A 15651-nucleotide genomic window follows, 5' to 3' on the forward strand; every position below is an offset into this window, starting at 1 on the left:
CCGAAGCCCCCCATCCCGGCACTACATGATGTCGATGTCGTCTTCACCGGCAGCCTCGGCCTTGCGACCACGGCGTTTCGGCTCGTCGAGGCGCTTCCAGCACTTGGCCGGAGGCACGTTGTCATCGACCTCAAACTCCTCCCCGGAAGGGATCAGCTTGTCGAAGACCCAAGTCGGGTCAGAGGTGAGGTATCGCGCCATCATTCACCCCTTAGCTGACGGTGTAGCCAGAGGCGTAGAACTTGGCGCCGTCCTCGAAATCGACGCCGAAGTCGATATACGCGGCACCGGCAGCCACCGCGCCAACGGTCACGGCGCGAGCGCCGATATACCGCTTGCCCAGCGAACCGATCAGCGGACGCGGATCGACGATGAAGCGGGCGCCAGCGGTCAGACCGGCAACCGCCTGAGCACCAGTGGAGCCGAGCACGACGAGGTTAGATGTGAGCGCGGCGTCATCAGCGGCAACGCACTGATATTCCACCGAGGTGCCACCGGTCTGAGCGGTGGTCACGGTGACGCGCATGAACAGATCCTCGCCTTCCCCGATGTCGCGGGCGATGCCGAGATCAACGGAGTAGGTGGAGAGGACCGAAGTATCGGTGCCGGTGAGGGTCTGACCGGTGATGGCCGAACCCGTAGCGGTGCCCGACACGATCAAACGGGCGTCCTGATAAGCCATTTCTGTATTCCTTCTTCAAGAAGCCGATGACGATTAGGTCACGCGGGTTTCGGCGTTGGAGATCTGATCGACCTTGCGCAGCGGGATGCCCAGGAAGGTGGTCATCTGGTACGCATTGCCGAACTGAGTGATGGCGTCCTGGATGCCCAACGCGTAATTGGACTTGTCCAGGGCGGCGACCTTGAGGCCCGAATAGACCGTGCGGTTGGCGTAGAAGGCCAACTTGCAGCGACCCGGGAACGGGATGCGGTCAATGGCACGGCTCATCGCCTTAATGATGGCGGTGCTGGCGGTGGAGGCCTGAGTACCGGTCTGACCAACCAGGTCGGACACGTCCACGTTGGCGATGCGGACGGCATAGCGCCAATCCTTCACCATCAGGCCGGTCTTCCACTGGTAGAGAGTCCGCAGAGCCTGATAGCCGTAGTTGTTGCTATCGTAGACCGTCTCCTCGCCCAGATCCTGATGCATCAGACCGGCCATGCTGCCCTTGGGGAAGGGGCAAGCGACCGTATCTTCGCCCCAGCCAACCAGCCAGATCGAGGTGTTGTCGGAACCGGAACCGCCAGCGTCGATGATGTTCTGGGCATTACCAGCCGACAGCGACGAATAGCGGGTGGACAGGCCCAGAACCTGGCGAGGATCAGTGCCGGGGTTGCCGTAGAACAGACCGTTGACCCAGGTCTGGTTCATGGCCTCGAGGAAGCCGCTGTCCTCGGACAGACGGAAGGCAGCGGAATTGCCGTTCAGCTTCGCCAGTTCCACGTCGATGTGAGAACGAGCCTCGAGGATGCCGCAGGCCTCGTCCACCTGGGTGGTGGTGGACTTGCTGGTCGGCACGCCCTGGTTCAGGGTGCGGTAATAGACGGTCGGCAGGCCGGTGCGCAGGGTAAAGCGATGGCCGGTCGGCAGATTGCCTTCGATGTGAACGCAGTCCTCGAGGATCTCGTTGGTCTGGTTCAGCAGTTCCGCAATCTTGGGAACCTTACCATCGGGGTCAAGACGCTTAGACCAATCGGCCAGCGTCAGAGCGGTGGAGGTCAAAGCAGAAGTCATTTTTCAGTTCCTTCTATGGGATGCGCCGTCATCGCGACGGGGCGTTGATTTCAGTCACTCACGCATGGTCAGGGTAGAGAGTGTGCGCAGCGTCACGCGAAGCAGCCGTTACCGGCTTGCCCGACGTGAACTCCGGGTTGCTCAGAACCTTGACCAAGTCCTTCAAGCCTTGGCCTTTCGAGATCAGGTTGGCGGCTGTCGCAGCCTCAACGACCCGACCGACCTCGGTGAAATGCTTGACCATCGCCGGGTGGTTGCCCGCCCCGGTGACATTCAAGCCCTCGCGCAGAGCATCACCGACGCTGGCGTCGATGGCCTTGGCAGACAGGGCGAGGCTCTCTTGCAGCTTGGCACCGCCAATGTCCGCATCGGATTTCACCGCGTCTTGCCACGACTTCTGCGTATCGGCCCACAGCTTGTAAGGCGCCTCGGCAGCCTCCTTGAGCGACGTAGTGCCAAACTCGACCAACTTCTGGGCAGCGTCCTGGGTCAGGTTGAGATCCTTCGCCAATGCCTTGTAGTCGGTCAGTACCTCGGCCTTCAGTTCCAAGCCTTCCGGCATGGTGAAGTCCGTGTATTCCTCGGGAGCGCCTTCCGCCTTCTCCGCTTCCTTCTCGTCAGCCGCCTTCGCTTCCCCGGGCTGTTCAGCCTCGGTGGCGATGGTGGTGTCGGTTGTCGGTTCGGCTTTCGCCTCGCCCAGCATGTTGGATACGGTCAGACCGTTGTCCTGGCTGGGTGCCGCCTCGGTTACAGGCGTAGCGGCATCAACAGGAGCGTCAGACATTAAGGTTCTCTCCTTCTATGGGATCGGGCGTCATCACGACGCTCGATGCAGTCAGCCCCCGTTGGCCTCCTTGACCATCAAGGGATAGAGATCGGGGCAAAGCCGGTGGACATCGGCCATCAGGATCAGGCCGACATTGCGCTTGCCCTCATTGAAAGCCGTCTGCGCATTGGACGGATGGAACGACGTGCCATAGACCTGGCAGCCAGACAGGATGTTCCAGACCCAGGCCCGCCCATCCTGCGTGTTCATCAACGCCAGAAACGCCCGGTCACGGGCATACGCCTTCTGCTTCTCGGTCTTGGTGCGGGCCTGGACTTTCTCGGGATCAGCCGCATTGAACGCGTCATCGCTCATGTCAGCCCCCCATCATCTTCTGAAGGGCATTCATGCCGCCGCCGACATCGGTATCGGCCAGGTTCTTGGCGCCCTGCGTTGCCGCCATCGACTGCTGCATCATCTGCTGCTGCTGGGCCTGCTGCGCACGCTGCTGCCGCATCGCCGCCACCTGATCCGCATCCATCAGCAGTTTGGGCGGCGCCGAGATCATGTCGCCATAAAGCGCAATGGTTTCATCGACATTCAGATTGTCCAGCGCATCGGGACGCGCACCGGCCAGGTTGCCGATGAACGCAACCATGCGCTCGACCGAGCCGGTATCAACCGCCTTCTGAGCCTCGGACAAGGTCGAGACGTACTCGACATCAATCTTGCCGCTCGTCAGTTCGGGGGGCGGAACCGGCAGCAGTTCGGCCCGCTGCATGATGGCGAAGACGCGATCCACCAGAGGGTCGAGCAATTCGTATTGCAGACGTTCCAGCACCGGGCCGAGCATCAGCATCTTCTCTTGCTTGCGCTCTGCGATCTCCATCTGGTTCCGCGGCTGCACGCCTTCCATGTTCTGTAGCATCAGCCACAGATCCTCATAGAACATAGTCTTGATGCGCTTCTGGCATTCCGCGATCTTGGCCTCGATGCCCTGGATGTTGGGCTGGATCTCGATGGCGGGCTTGAACCCGACCTGGCTTTGGTTCGGGACATAGGTGATGCCGCCGGGCAGAAGCGAGGCAGCCTCATTCTTCATATCGACCGAAGCGACCATCGGCGGATCGACGTGCTTGTCTATGGCTTGGGCCGACTTCAACTGCATCTTTTGCAGCGCCTTCACGTCGCCCAGGCAGGCCATGCCAGGGCTTTCGCCATAAGGCTCATTGGACAAGGTGCGCCAGCGGAACGCCATGAACGGCAGTTCGTCATAGCCCTTCAGTTCCAAGAACTCGTCCGTGCGCTGCCCCATCTCCCAATAGGCCGAGAGAAAGGCCTTCTTGTTCAGTAGGGGATGCTTGAACCGCCCGGTGTTCGGCTCGACCGCAGCGCCAATGATAACCTCGCGGTCCTGACCCTGATGGTCATAGAGCGACTTCACCGCCACCGAGCAGTTGTCATAGCCGAACCGCTCGACCACCTGACCCACCGTCATGGTGAACTCGCGATAGAGGCTATCAGCAACGCCCTTCTTGTTGTTGCCAAGCATGTATTCGCCAACGGTCAGGGTCTGCACCCGGATCACGTCATCATCGTCTTCCTCGACCACGATGCAGGCAGTGCCGAACACGCCCAATTCCTCGTAGGCGGTATGCAGCGCGTTATAAGCATTGCTGTCGGACAGGACGGCCAGCATGCGACGGTGGCATTCATCAAGCCACAGATGGACGGGGCCGCTCTCGCTGTCCTCATTCTCGATGGTCAGGTGGAACCAAGGACGGGTCGGGCTGGTGATGCCAGACTGCATGCCCGCGGCAAGAGCCTGGGCGGCATGGGTGGCCGTGCTGTCGATGATGTTGCTGGTCTTCGACGCGCCACGATTGCCCTGGTTCTGGGTGGCGAGGAAGCGACCACGGCGGGGAGTGATGAACTTGGACAGGTCCATCCAATGCGTCAGCCAAGACGTGCGCTCACTCCGCAGCGCCACAAGACGCTTGTCGAAATAGATGCGCATGTCGATGCACGGGGCGATCATGCCGTTGACCCATCTTTATTGATGAGCAGGCCATTGCCGGTGTTCTTGTCGCCAGACACCGCGCCCATGATCTTGTTCGGCGCGTCGAGCGCAGCCTTCACAGGTTCCGGCGCCACCTTGTCGGCAATCATGCTGCCGACCGGATCTCCCGGGACCATTCCACCGATGGGGTTTGAGCCTGCACCGAACATGCACATGGTCAGCCTCCCAACAGAGACTTGCCGGTTCCGGTGGTATCGGCTGGCGTTGTCAGGCCTTGCGGGCCGGTGGCATTCATCTGAGATGCGCCGACAGCAGCAGCCGCCTTCTTCTTGGCATCCGATGCAGCGTTCTGCACGCCATTATCCGCCGCCATCGGAGCCGGGACCGGAGCCGGGGGAGGAGGAGGAGGAGCAGGCATTCCGCCGCCGCCACCGATGCACATGGTCAGATCCTCCCAAACAGGAAGTGAGCGGCCAGCTTGATGCGCTGCCACTTGGAATAATTGGACGGGGTGAAGATCCACTTGATGCGCCAGGACCACTCGCGCAGGGCGACATCGACTTGGGCCTGGGTCAGGCCATTGTCGGCAAAGGTCTTGTCGATGGCGGGAAGCCAAGCATCAGCCCAGGTCAGGCCAAGCTGGTCGGAGTACGCCTTCGCGGCGGTGTAATCGTAGATCAGAGCCACGATTGATCTCCATCTGTCGGCACGTCTGCCGCACTGGGAAGACCGGCGTCATCACGACGCTGGTGGCACTACATATAGCCGTCAACAGAGGTTGACACAACAATTATGTGGAAAGCAGCTTTCCATGTGGAAACTTATCATTCATATGGATCGTATTCGGTTGTGCACCTATCTGTTTTCCCGAACCCGTAATCGCCAGGCTGAAGCTTCATGGCAACGGGATAGGCGAAGGTGATGGCAAGAGCGTCAGCCCGATTTGGCGACTGAAGGCCACGCGCCTTTAGAGCCTCTTTGCTCTCTAGCTGTATCTTTCCGTCAAGCCTTGGGACCGTCTCAACGCCGGTTAATTCCTCACGCAACTGGTCATCCGGCTCGATAGCCCCGCCTTCTTTTAACCAATCCCGCATCTTCACCCACATCTCGGACCGCTTATTAAGGCACCCCAGATCTTCCGGCTTGGCAGAAAACCAAACGAGTTGCCATGTGCGGTTCATAGTTCGCCCGGCAGAAACAATGCCGGTTCCATATCCGCCATCAATGAAGACCGCATCCGCTTTGTACTGGTCCTCGAACTTGGCGATGATGCCCGCCATCACAACATCGTTGTCGTTCTTTGACCATTTCCCCAATAGCTTCGACATGAGGCCTTGCCGCAGATAGATGACAAACTCGTCATCGCCTGACCACGCCGGATCAACGCCGATAATCTTTGGGGCAAAGTCGAATTGCTCATCTCGGAGATGCCTTCCGAACGCCGCGGCTACATCATCGTCACCAATCAGTGACCGGACAGACATCGAAGGGAACTCTCCCTTCACACGGACTTTGTACCAATCGGAGTTTTCGCCATAGTCCTCGGCCCACGCTTCAAGTTGCGCCTTGTTTGTCCCCTCCACAGAGCGCGAGTCAATCTGACGGCAGTTCCACCGCTTCCGATGTCTCCGAAAGCACTCTCGGAAGCGACCGCTTGCCCTCGTCGGGTTTCCGAACGCAATCCATATGATCTCGGTCCCCTCGTCGGTCATCGCTCCCTCGGCAACCTCCCACACACGATCTGCGATAGCTGACGCCTCATCAAAAATCAGGACAAGACGCTTCCCCTGATTGTGCAATCCGGCAAAGGCCTCGGTGTTATGTTCGCTCCACGGGATAGCATCGCAACGCCACGACCTATCCCTGCCCGGCATTGTTGACACAACGGCGGTGGCCGTTGGGGTGAAGTGGTCGGCATCAATGGCTAGGCGTTGCCATTTGCTCACTTCCGGCCATGTTTTGGTCCGCAACTGCGCCTCGGTATTGGCCGTGACAACCACCTTGCAGTCTGTAGCCGTTCCCATCGCCCAATTAATAATCTGCGAAATCAATGCCGACTTGCCAATGCCGTGGCCGGACGCTACCGCAATCCGCAATGGCTCGTGCCGGGTATCTTTGTTCTTCAGATGGCCGCGAATGGTGCCGAGTATGTCGGCCTGCCATTCCCTCGGTCCATCCGACCCCGCCAGATCTCCTATCCCCCAAGGATAGGCTCCGATGACATATCTCAGGGGGTCATGAACGCAGGACGCAAGAAAGTCATGCAGTTCGCCCTTGGCATCACGCATCATTAAGCCGCGCCTTCGCCGCGTCCAATCGTTCGGCCAGCTTGTCCGACACGTCCATCGTCACGTCTTGCTGGATCTTGTCGCCGTAGACCTTAGGACGGACTTTCCCCGCGTACCACTTGCGGGCATCTATCTGAAGACGTGCGATGTTCGCATCCTCGGCGGTGTCGGCAATGTCGATGATTTCCTCGGCAATCACGTCAGCGCGGACCTCTCGCGCATGCGCGTAACGCGACGCTAACCCTTCATGGTCATTCGTCACCAGCCGTCTGAAGCCAGCTTCTTCAATTCCCAAATCACGACAGACAGTCCGCAGTCCGAGGCCGGACTCGATCCCGCCGAGGACAGCCGTGATCTGTTCGTTGGTTATTTTGGTCCTCATGGCCTTTCCCTATCCACTGTCAACCTAAGTTGACACCCTATCATCTTTTCCGATCCCGCGCTTCTGATAAGCGATAAGCGTGAGCGCAGCCCATGCGACCGATGCTAGGTGATGCTGCCCGTCAACAGGGTCAACGTTCTGTCCATTCCAGAACGCCCACGAATGACGCTGCATGGCATCGAAGACGCGGTGCCACTCCATGCCATTGGCCCAATTGCCGCGGGAGTATTTCCGGGCGCCCAGATTGTAGACGGCGACCAGTTCTGCCAGGGCGTCAGGCGGCAGCAGGGAATACGACAACTTGCCGTCATCGTCCTTGCGGGCCTCGAGCGGTCCGGTGGTCTGCGTCTCGACGGTATCTCCGATCATTCTGCTGCCTCCATTATTGGGCCTCGCCCCATGTAATTGATCCCCATCGGGCTATCGTCCCGGCTGCGATACTGGTAGGTGGTCTGGCTGAACCACAGACCGCACTTGCCTTCCCAATCGCCATTGCGCTGCTTCGCCACGTTGATGACGACGCCCGGCGCCCCTTCCAGATCTGCGACCTTGAGCTTGGCGGCGGCATCACCACGTTCGGCGGCTTCGATAGCGCCCTTCAGTTCGTCCTCGAGCTTCCGGTTGCGCCAGATGCTGATGATGTTGAAGGCGTTGGAGCCGATCTCGGACGCGCCCTTGATGTCTTCCGTCTCGGGTGGTGCGCCCTTGCTGTCCTTGTCTGCCTTGCGGCTATGGGCGACGAGATGGACATGGACTTCCCGACTGACAGCCCAGTTGACGATCTCGAACACCGCCTTTTCCTGCCCCTCGTAATCCTCAGATCCGACGCCGAGCCGCATCAGGCTGTCGATGACGAACTCGGAGCAGCCATACCGAGCGCGAGCATAATCGAAGACCTCGAGGATATGCGTGACGCCGGACTTGCCGACTAAATTGAAGACCAGCAGCCATTCGTCCATCCAGCCCATGATGTGACGGATGTACGGGATAGTGGGCCGATCCACGTTGCCAGCCTGCTTAACCATGCGCTTGAGAAATTGCCGCGGTGCCATCTCCAAGCTGGCGATGCAGACCTTGGCGCCTTGCTTGCCCCAATGGACAGCAGCATGGGACAGCACCTGGGACTTTCCGTGACCGCTCGATCCGGTCCAGACGGTCAACTCGCCAGGGCGAAAGCGCAGCTTGCCGTCAAGACGCGAGAACGGCAGCGGCAGTCCAGGCTCACCAAGTCCAGTGTCAGGATGGAACAGGCCGATGACATCATCAGTGAACTTGCCCGCCCGGCACAATTCTGCCGGATCTAGTGTCTCAGCCGCCGCGAAACAATCCGCGATGACGCCCGCACTGATGCCATTCACCCGGCACTCATTCGCATCCTTGAACGGCAGCGTGACGTTGAAGCAGCGATGACGACCGAGACGCGCCGAGATCTCAGCCGCGGCGATCTGGCCCTCTTTGTCAGTGTCGAGCGCCAGATAGATCCTCTCGAACTGCGCCAGCCGGTCGAACTCATGCTCGATCCACTGCTGCTTGTTGCCGCCTCCACCACCGAACGGAACCGATAATGCAGGGAAGCCATAATCCCACATGGTCAGGGCGTCGATCTCGCCCTCGGTGATGACGATGTCGCGGGCATTGGCGTCGATGGCTTGCCACCCGAACAGCGTCGGTTCGCACTCGGCTTCGACCCGAACTTGCTTTTTCCCGTTGTTCCGATCAACACCCAGATATTTTATGCCCGCAATCGCGCCGCAAGGGGTCATAGACGGCAGAACAATCGTCCTCCCTACCTCGCCAACCTTGTAAGCTTTAATCGCCTGTAGTGTCAGTTTCCGCTCAGTTTGTAAGTATTCTAAAACATCTGACTGAGGTGTCCGGCATTTCGGTGCTTCCGGGCGGCGGTATGTCCGTTCGGTGCGCTCGAACCGCGGACGCTCGACGCCGAGAAAGGTGCGGACCTCGTCAAGGGTCTGGGCGAGGCGCTTGCCCTTGACGGCGCACCACAGGTCGAGCAGATCCCCGCCTTCACCGCCTTCAGCGAAGTCAGTCCACAGTCCGGCCTTCTCGCCCTTCACGCAGACCTTGAGGCTTTTGCCGGGTTCTCCGCGAACGGAACCGACGCACCACTCACGGCCGTCGAGGACGCCATGCGGCAGGAGATGTTCCGCCACGGCTTTGGCGCGACCGAGCAGCGCCCGCTTGATTTCGGTGATGTCGTTCATAGCATCCCCGCTGCGTAGGAATTGGATTGATGGCGCGGCTTGCTGTCTTCCGATGACCGGCGCACCCAGTTCCGCCATGTGGCAGGCCAATCCAGTTTGACGCCCTTGGCCCCAGGCTGCGAACGCCAGTAGTCGCCAAACTTTGCCCATTCGCGGTCAGGGTCAGCGATGCCTTCACGGGAAGCGAAGTCCCGTTGCTCAACCGTCAGACATGCGCCGTCAGGAAACCTCGACCCCTTTTTTCCGATCTGAGGGAGCGCGGGCGGAACGCCGTCTTCTCCCTCTCTCTCTTTCTCTGTCTCTCTCTCTGTCTCTCCCTCTGGTGCATCATCTTGATATCGCGGTGATATCACGGTGATATCATCATGTTCCAGCCAGTGAGACAGAGCCAAAATCAATGACTTAGCTTTTTCGTCCGAAATCCTGAGACGGAATGATATCTTCTTGATATCAGGCAGATATCCATCTGTCTCAGAAGCTATAAGCCACAGCATAACAAGCGCCTTCGACGCCTCGGGATCGAGCGCAAACCACTCGGGATCGTCGAGAATGTCGCGGTACAATTTAATCCAAGGCGGGCGACGGTCCTTGAAGTGCTGGAACTTGGCCCAATCTTTGATGCGTATGCTCATTGGACACCCACCATCTTCTTGACGGCAGGAAGATCCATGCCAGTTTCGGCCAACAGCAGACGATGGACGGTGACGTAGTTACCAGAGCGCCGCTTGTTGACAGCCTGGGTGGGCGGGCATTCGACCGGAGCCGGTAACGGCGTTACCTGTTGACGGCGACGATTAGCCAAGCTGATAAATCCGAAGATCTTCATGCTAGCCTCTTGCAGATCTGATTGTTGAATAGGGTGGCGTGAAGTGGGACGCCCCAGTTGTTCAGCGTGATGGCGACTTCTTCCAGCGACCGGCAGACGGCCCACTTGGCGCCAATTGAATTTGAGCGAAGGCTGAATGCCTTCTGTGTGGGAGACAGCACGCCCTTCTCTGCCTTCAATTCGATGAAACCAGCGGTGCCGCCCGGCAGGATCAGGCAGATGTCAGGAACGCCAGGACGGACGCCGAACGCCTTCAGCTTCGCCGCGGTCTTGGGCGAGCGGTATTCCCCGTTGGGACAATGCCACCACAGGCACTCGTCATCATGCAGGGCGAGGCTGAGATAGGACGCCACAGCACGGTGAAGCCGGTCCTCGGGCGAACCCTTGGACCTAGCCTTCCGAGCCGCCGTCGATGCCGCAAGTTCCGGGCGAAGCTTCAGCATCACAGCACCTGATACAGAACGATCAGGCCGAGAATGATGGCGATGACAACATAGAGCGCACGACGCTCCGGTTCGTCATCGTCGATCCAATGCTGGGGGACATCCTCGAACAGGATCGGCGCGTCATCACGCTTGAAGCGCCCGGTCTTGGGATCTCGATTGCTCATGATGCCGCCCTCGTCTTGTCGAATACTGGCGTGTCGATGGCATCCATGAACCGGCGACGGGCTTCGATGCCAGCCTTGTTCCAAGCATTCATCAAGGCGTTGAACTGGATGGTGTTCACATCGTCTTCATCAAGCGGTGCCTTTTCCTCGATGATATTATGAACGCGGACCATCTTCTCGGCGCGACTGACGGCAATGTCTCCGCTCTCGACCTTGGCGAATAGCGCCGGGTCGGCCTTCTGTACCTTCTTGGCGGCGTTAACGCTGCGCTCTGACACATTGAGCATGGCGGCGGCATCTGCCTGTGAGGTTCCGCAAATTTGCGGCTCCTCTTTCGTATGCTGGTTGTCCCCATGTTCAAGGTTCGCCAACTTGGCCGCTACAGCCGCACGCTGGGACTCGGTCAGGTGGCGCCGGGCGAGGTTCTTGGACAGGACGAATGCCAACATTCCATCTTGCTGTCCGTCATAGATCTCGAACCTCGGCTCTACTGTGCTATTGGTGCAAGCAGCGTAGCGATTCAGTCCATCTAGAATGAACCCGTCCGAAGTGACGGTGATCGGATCTCGCAGGCCGTTGGCACGAATGTCATCGACAAGACGGGAGAAATCCTCCTTCGACATCAACGGGAATATTTGGGCGTAAGGATGCGGCTTATACATTGATGCCTCGCGAAATGAGATCTGGTGGAAAGGGGGCTTTCGCCCCCATTCCTGCTAGCCATGGATGACGGGGAACATCTCGGAGACTTCCCACTTAGGACCGCTCGCTGTGATAGACCGGCCAGCCTGGAATGCGTTCCAGGCCAAGATGATCCAGGCCGCATAACTGACCTCGCTCAACCGCGTTCCAGATGAGTCCTTCGCCATTGCAATCTTCTGGCGAATGCGATTACGCGGGTCGCTTTCCTTGGAGATATTGAGCGCCTTGGCGAACCCTTCAAAAAAAGCATCCGCTTTCTTCTGGTTCTTCCGTGAGAACATAAAGTGCAGAGCCGTCGCTATCGCAGATCCGCACAGGCCAGCCTTATTGCTGGCAGCACCCCACTTGGCGCTGTTAGCTAAAAACACTCCGTCGATTGGCTTGCTATAGATGGTTTCCCAAGCACGAAGGATGGACTCATTCGTGTAAACGTCGCGGGTCTTGACCCGGTCATTTTCCAGAAGCAAGCACCACCGAATAGAGGCCGCGATCAAAGTCGAGTTCTTGACTCCGACGATGGCAAGGCAATCAGATCCGGTGCGGACCTTCCCGATATCCATCTTATGGAACAGCTTATCCTCAATGCCAAAGACGATATGGGTGGTGAACGGGTCGCCTGACTTCAGGCACGCCAGCAAACGGTTCTGACCATCGCGCAGCAGGCGCAGATCGGAGAACTTAATTGTGTCACCCGTCAGACCCCATGATCCTGAGTGCATATCGGTGGCGTATTCTGAAATCTTCGCGGGCTTCTTGGGCCGATTATGAAGATTATGAGTTTCGAGGATGTACTTCGCCATGTCCGGCGTAATGGTCATCACGCGAGATGCAATAGGTGGCGATGCAAGCATGGCGTTGAGAGCCTCGATACCAAGCACTTCATAGTGTCCGCGTTGCGGCAGAACAGAAACTTTAACCATTTGTCATTCCTTTCTTACAGGATGACCGCCCCCTAATGGACGAGCGGAAACAGCCGTGCGCTTACGGCTGAATTTCTTGGGCTGGAGGGTTGGCGTCGATGAACGACAGGATGCGGTGGACCGTGCCCAAGCGAAGGTCACGACCTTCTTCCAGCTCGAACACTAGCTTTTGGTCGTTCACCACCATCTTGCCGAACCGGGTCTTTGAGATCCCAGTTGCGGTCAGATAATCGGTGATGACACCAAGGATGGTATGGCTTGTATGCATAATCCCCATCGTAATGGGGGAAAACCCATGCGGTCAATGGGTAAATTCACTCAGTGATTTATCCACAAGTGGGTGTTGCGGGGATTGTGGGGAATGTCCTACACTGTCTCCCATGGAAGACTTCCCAAAATGGCTTGAACGCCGCTGCGCAGATCTCGACATGGACTGGAAGAATGCCAGCCTCCGCGCCGGGCTGGGCGAGACTGCCGTGCGCGACATCATTAAGGGACGGGTTAAGAACCCACGCTATGACTCCGTTGTGGCTCTGAAGAAGCTGCTTCAAGAGGAGAATGACCCAGCCCCGTCAATCATGCAGTCAATAGCGGCAGATGCTGACGAATATGATGCCGAAGACCATGAAGACCATTGTCAGGCTGTTATCGAACAGGTCCGGCGCATGGGTATGCCCGTCAAGTTAGACGAGATCTGTCGCCGCTTGGGCATGCGGATCGTGTATGAAGATAGAGATACGGGATTTGCCGGGTCCATTCGCAATGTTTTGGGCGACTTCATCGTCACGATTAATGCGCTTCATCCGACCGTGCGGCAGCGTTTCACCCTGGCGCATGAGATTGCTCACTTCATCCACCACCGCGACCGGATCGGTGATGGCATTGTCGATGACGAACTGATGCGTGACGGATTGCAGAACCCGCTCGAGCGGCAAGCCAACAAGACTGCCGCCGACATTCTGATGCCAGATGATGACGTGACCGCCGCATTTGAATCCGGCCTGACATCGCTTGAGGATCTGGCCCGGCACTTCAAAGTGTCCAAGCATGCTATGGCGATCCGGCTAGGCATGCCCTACTAGCCCCCAAACTAAGGCTTAGGAGACAATCTCAGTGTCACTTGAGTCTACAGTCTTCGGCGTAGCGATGGTGGCGGGAACAGCCGCCATAGTCCTATGGGCGCATCCCGATCTCAGGGCAGGGATAAAAAAATACATTAGAAACAGACCTGTAATTGGAGCGATCAAACGATCTGTTTCGGCTGAATTTTTCATGTCTGGATATGACGAGTTAAAAATAACAACTGACCCAATAGAGGGAACCGTGTTCGTTCGAGTCTGCAAAAACTATAACCATGCAGACGCTATAATTGGACTGAAAACAGGGTTCGGACCAATTTCTGTTCAATTAGCATGCTTCAAGTCGCGTGAGATATTCAAATACGAAACATTGTCGCATGATTCGATATCAGACGTATCTCGCCAGATCCGCCTATTCTCGGCTAGGAACCTCGAAAGATAAACTCAAGCACGACCAGCCCATCCCCACCGTCAGCCCCGCCCTAACCGGCGGGTTTTTTGTTTGAGGAAAAGAAATTTTCCCATCGGATGGGTTTTCTGTTGACGCAGAATGGGAGATCCCCCATTCTAATCCCCAGAGGTTGACCCAACCGATGGGAGCAAGACAATGGCACTTCAGATTTCCGCCGAACTGGCAGCCGTACAGGCAGCATTAGCGTCCGGCCTTCCCACCCGTCACACCGCCCTGATGCGCGACCTCCTGATCTTCATCGAAGACGCCGGGAACATGGCCTGCGACCAAGGCTTTGACTGCCTCTCTCACCGCGCCGACGACTTGTTCGTCCGCGTCCAGCGCGAATTGGGGATGTGACATGACCATCACCCTCAACATCACCCGAGAGTTCACCGTCGAAGTCGGCAGCATCGGATGCGAAGACGATTACGACACCGACGTTCTCATGGAAATCGCGGTCGAAGACGGCGAGGCGTACTTCATCGGCGCCATCGCTGACGGCGAAATCGTCCAGCCGCACACCCAGCTTTGGATCAAGTGCGAGGAATGGGTGGACGACGAGCAGTCCTATCTCCTCGACCAAGCCGGTATCGAATTGTGGTGCGCCAAGGGTTCCGCCGCCGTCGAGCGGAGGATCTGACATGGCCCACACCATCGCCATCTGGCGCACCCACGCCATCGCCATCGTCACCGGACAGGTCGATGCCTCCAACAGCCAGCAGGCTCTGGCATGGCGTTTCCTGCGCCAGCACGGGGTGAAGTGATGCGTCCCATCCTCGAGGCCATCGCCGCCGCCGTCCTCACAATCCTTTGCTCAGTGGTGTAACCATGAACGCTGTCGCCAAACTCATTCACAAGTCGCCCGATTGGCATTCCGCCCGGGCGCAGGGCATCGGTGGTTCCGACGCCAACATCATCGCCTCCGACGATCCCGACAAGATCCTGCGTCTGTTCCGCGAGAAGCGTAACGAGATCGAGCCGGAAGATCTGTCCCGCGTTCTTCCGGTGCAGATGGGGACATGCTCCGAGGATCTGAACCGCTACTGGTTCCAGACCGAAACCGGCATCGCCGTCGAGACCATCGCCAAGCCGTTCGTCCATTCCACCCACAAGTGGATGCGCTGCAACGTGGACGGCATGACGGTCGCCGCGGTGTTCGAGGCCAAGCACGTCAATCAGTACAAGGCCGGTCACGGTGACGAGGTTATCGCCACCTACTATCCGCAGTGCCAGCACCTGATGGAAGTGACGCAGATGCCGCTCTGCTATCTGTCCGTCTTCTTTGGCACCACGACCTGGGAATACTACGAGATCCAGCGCGACGACGCCTACATCGCCAAGCTGGTCGATGCCGAGGCCGACTTTTGGGATTGCGTCCAGACAGGCCGGGTTCCCAGCGTCTGCGCCCATCTGCTGGCACCGCCCATCGCCTTCGACGATCTGAAGATCTACGACATGACCGGCCATAACGACTGGGCAGACGCAGCCTTCACTTACCAAGCCACCAAGGATGCGGCCAAAGCCAACGACAACGCCAAGACCCGCCTCAAGAAGCTGCTGCCACACGATGGCCGCTCTGCCGCTGGCTATGGCGTCTCTGCCTCCCGGTCCCGCAACAACGCCATCACCGTCAGGGAGATCTGA

The 15651-nt window shown here is 58.3% G+C and carries 25 protein-coding genes; 5 read left to right on the plus strand and 20 right to left on the minus strand.

The window, feature by feature from the left end; all coding sequences use genetic code 11:
* Positions 1 to 21: 21 nt before the first annotated feature.
* The 20 genes from CU669_RS15100 to CU669_RS15180 all read right to left on the minus strand — a co-directional run bounded on the left by CU669_RS15100 (position 22) and on the right by CU669_RS15180 (position 12742).
* Positions 22 to 204: a hypothetical protein gene (locus CU669_RS15100; protein ID WP_112146169.1), complete on the minus strand. Its 183-nt coding sequence runs from the start codon at positions 202 to 204 to the stop codon at positions 22 to 24.
* Positions 205 to 211: 7 nt separating this feature from the next.
* On the minus strand, positions 212 to 682 hold the full coding sequence (locus CU669_RS15105) for a Bbp16 family capsid cement protein (protein WP_112146171.1): 471 nt from the start codon (positions 680 to 682) through the stop codon (positions 212 to 214).
* A gap of 33 nt (positions 683 to 715) precedes the next feature.
* Positions 716 to 1738 carry a major capsid protein gene (locus CU669_RS15110; RefSeq protein WP_112146173.1) on the minus strand — a complete coding sequence of 341 codons (1023 nt, stop codon included), beginning with the start codon at positions 1736 to 1738 and terminating at the stop codon, positions 716 to 718.
* A gap of 58 nt (positions 1739 to 1796) precedes the next feature.
* Positions 1797 to 2522, minus strand: coding sequence for a hypothetical protein (locus tag CU669_RS15115; protein ID WP_112146175.1), 726 nt, complete (start codon positions 2520 to 2522; stop codon positions 1797 to 1799).
* A 51-nt stretch (positions 2523 to 2573) separates the two neighbouring features.
* The gene (locus CU669_RS15120) at positions 2574 to 2879 is read right to left on the minus strand and encodes a Bbp19 family protein (RefSeq protein WP_112146177.1); all 306 of its coding nucleotides are present in this window, start codon (positions 2877 to 2879) and stop codon (positions 2574 to 2576) included.
* Position 2880: 1 nt separating this feature from the next.
* The gene (locus CU669_RS15125) at positions 2881 to 4542 is read right to left on the minus strand and encodes a portal protein (RefSeq protein WP_112146179.1); all 1662 of its coding nucleotides are present in this window, start codon (positions 4540 to 4542) and stop codon (positions 2881 to 2883) included.
* A complete protein-coding gene (locus tag CU669_RS21150; protein WP_146747746.1) occupies positions 4539 to 4739 on the minus strand; it encodes a hypothetical protein in 201 nt (66 codons plus the stop codon). Before CU669_RS21150 ends, CU669_RS15125 begins: the two co-directional genes overlap by 4 nt.
* Before the next feature lie 2 nt (positions 4740 to 4741).
* Positions 4742 to 4966, minus strand: coding sequence for a hypothetical protein (locus CU669_RS21155; protein WP_146747747.1), 225 nt, complete (start codon positions 4964 to 4966; stop codon positions 4742 to 4744).
* 2 nt (positions 4967 to 4968) lie between these two features.
* The gene (locus CU669_RS15130) at positions 4969 to 5211 is read right to left on the minus strand and encodes a hypothetical protein (RefSeq protein WP_112146181.1); all 243 of its coding nucleotides are present in this window, start codon (positions 5209 to 5211) and stop codon (positions 4969 to 4971) included.
* Between the two features lie 137 nt (positions 5212 to 5348).
* Positions 5349 to 6815: a terminase gene (locus CU669_RS15135; RefSeq protein WP_239988733.1), complete on the minus strand. Its 1467-nt coding sequence runs from the start codon at positions 6813 to 6815 to the stop codon at positions 5349 to 5351.
* A complete protein-coding gene (locus tag CU669_RS15140; protein WP_205119468.1) occupies positions 6805 to 7194 on the minus strand; it encodes a terminase small subunit-like protein in 390 nt (129 codons plus the stop codon). Before CU669_RS15140 ends, CU669_RS15135 begins: the two co-directional genes overlap by 11 nt.
* A 24-nt stretch (positions 7195 to 7218) precedes the next feature.
* Positions 7219 to 7563, minus strand: a complete 345-nt coding sequence (locus CU669_RS15145; protein WP_112146183.1) for a dATP/dGTP diphosphohydrolase domain-containing protein — start codon at positions 7561 to 7563, stop codon at positions 7219 to 7221.
* Positions 7560 to 9416, minus strand: coding sequence for a bifunctional DNA primase/helicase (locus tag CU669_RS15150; protein WP_112146185.1), 1857 nt, complete (start codon positions 9414 to 9416; stop codon positions 7560 to 7562). The genes CU669_RS15145 and CU669_RS15150 overlap by 4 nt, the downstream gene beginning before the upstream one ends.
* The gene (locus tag CU669_RS15155; RefSeq protein ID WP_112146187.1) at positions 9413 to 10048 is read right to left on the minus strand and encodes a hypothetical protein; all 636 of its coding nucleotides are present in this window, start codon (positions 10046 to 10048) and stop codon (positions 9413 to 9415) included. The genes CU669_RS15150 and CU669_RS15155 overlap by 4 nt, the downstream gene beginning before the upstream one ends.
* Positions 10045 to 10242 carry a hypothetical protein gene (locus CU669_RS15160; protein ID WP_112146189.1) on the minus strand — a complete coding sequence of 66 codons (198 nt, stop codon included), beginning with the start codon at positions 10240 to 10242 and terminating at the stop codon, positions 10045 to 10047. Before CU669_RS15160 ends, CU669_RS15155 begins: the two co-directional genes overlap by 4 nt.
* The gene (locus tag CU669_RS15165) at positions 10239 to 10685 is read right to left on the minus strand and encodes a VRR-NUC domain-containing protein (protein WP_112146191.1); all 447 of its coding nucleotides are present in this window, start codon (positions 10683 to 10685) and stop codon (positions 10239 to 10241) included. The genes CU669_RS15160 and CU669_RS15165 overlap by 4 nt, the downstream gene beginning before the upstream one ends.
* Positions 10685 to 10852 (minus strand): hypothetical protein, encoded by a 168-nt coding sequence (locus CU669_RS21395; protein WP_161539673.1) that lies wholly within the window; start codon positions 10850 to 10852, stop codon positions 10685 to 10687. The genes CU669_RS15165 and CU669_RS21395 overlap by 1 nt, the downstream gene beginning before the upstream one ends.
* The gene (locus CU669_RS15170; RefSeq protein ID WP_112146193.1) at positions 10849 to 11514 is read right to left on the minus strand and encodes a ParB/RepB/Spo0J family partition protein; all 666 of its coding nucleotides are present in this window, start codon (positions 11512 to 11514) and stop codon (positions 10849 to 10851) included. The genes CU669_RS21395 and CU669_RS15170 overlap by 4 nt, the downstream gene beginning before the upstream one ends.
* A gap of 54 nt (positions 11515 to 11568) precedes the next feature.
* On the minus strand, positions 11569 to 12474 hold the full coding sequence (locus CU669_RS15175) for a hypothetical protein (protein WP_146747748.1): 906 nt from the start codon (positions 12472 to 12474) through the stop codon (positions 11569 to 11571).
* 61 nt (positions 12475 to 12535) lie between these two features.
* A complete protein-coding gene (locus CU669_RS15180; RefSeq protein WP_112146197.1) occupies positions 12536 to 12742 on the minus strand; it encodes a hypothetical protein in 207 nt (68 codons plus the stop codon).
* Positions 12743 to 12902: 160 nt separating this feature from the next.
* On the opposite strand from CU669_RS15180, the gene CU669_RS21640 reads away from it, so the two are divergent.
* The 5 genes from CU669_RS21640 to CU669_RS15200 all read left to right on the plus strand — a co-directional run bounded on the left by CU669_RS21640 (position 12903) and on the right by CU669_RS15200 (position 15651).
* A complete protein-coding gene (locus tag CU669_RS21640) occupies positions 12903 to 13556 on the plus strand; it encodes an ImmA/IrrE family metallo-endopeptidase (RefSeq protein WP_205119469.1) in 654 nt (217 codons plus the stop codon).
* 604 nt (positions 13557 to 14160) lie between these two features.
* Positions 14161 to 14364 carry a hypothetical protein gene (locus CU669_RS15190; protein WP_112146199.1) on the plus strand — a complete coding sequence of 68 codons (204 nt, stop codon included), beginning with the start codon at positions 14161 to 14163 and terminating at the stop codon, positions 14362 to 14364.
* A 1-nt stretch (position 14365) separates the two neighbouring features.
* Complete coding sequence (locus CU669_RS15195; protein WP_112146201.1) at positions 14366 to 14647, plus strand: hypothetical protein; 282 nt, start codon at positions 14366 to 14368, stop codon at positions 14645 to 14647.
* A gap of 1 nt (position 14648) precedes the next feature.
* Entirely contained in the window at positions 14649 to 14771 is a 123-nt protein-coding gene (locus CU669_RS22060) for a hypothetical protein (protein WP_275667819.1), read from the plus strand.
* A gap of 64 nt (positions 14772 to 14835) precedes the next feature.
* Positions 14836 to 15651: a YqaJ viral recombinase family nuclease gene (locus CU669_RS15200; protein ID WP_112146203.1), complete on the plus strand. Its 816-nt coding sequence runs from the start codon at positions 14836 to 14838 to the stop codon at positions 15649 to 15651.

Source organism: Paramagnetospirillum kuznetsovii, from assembly GCF_003284725.1.
Lineage (GTDB): Bacteria > Pseudomonadota > Alphaproteobacteria > Rhodospirillales > Magnetospirillaceae > Phaeospirillum > Phaeospirillum kuznetsovii.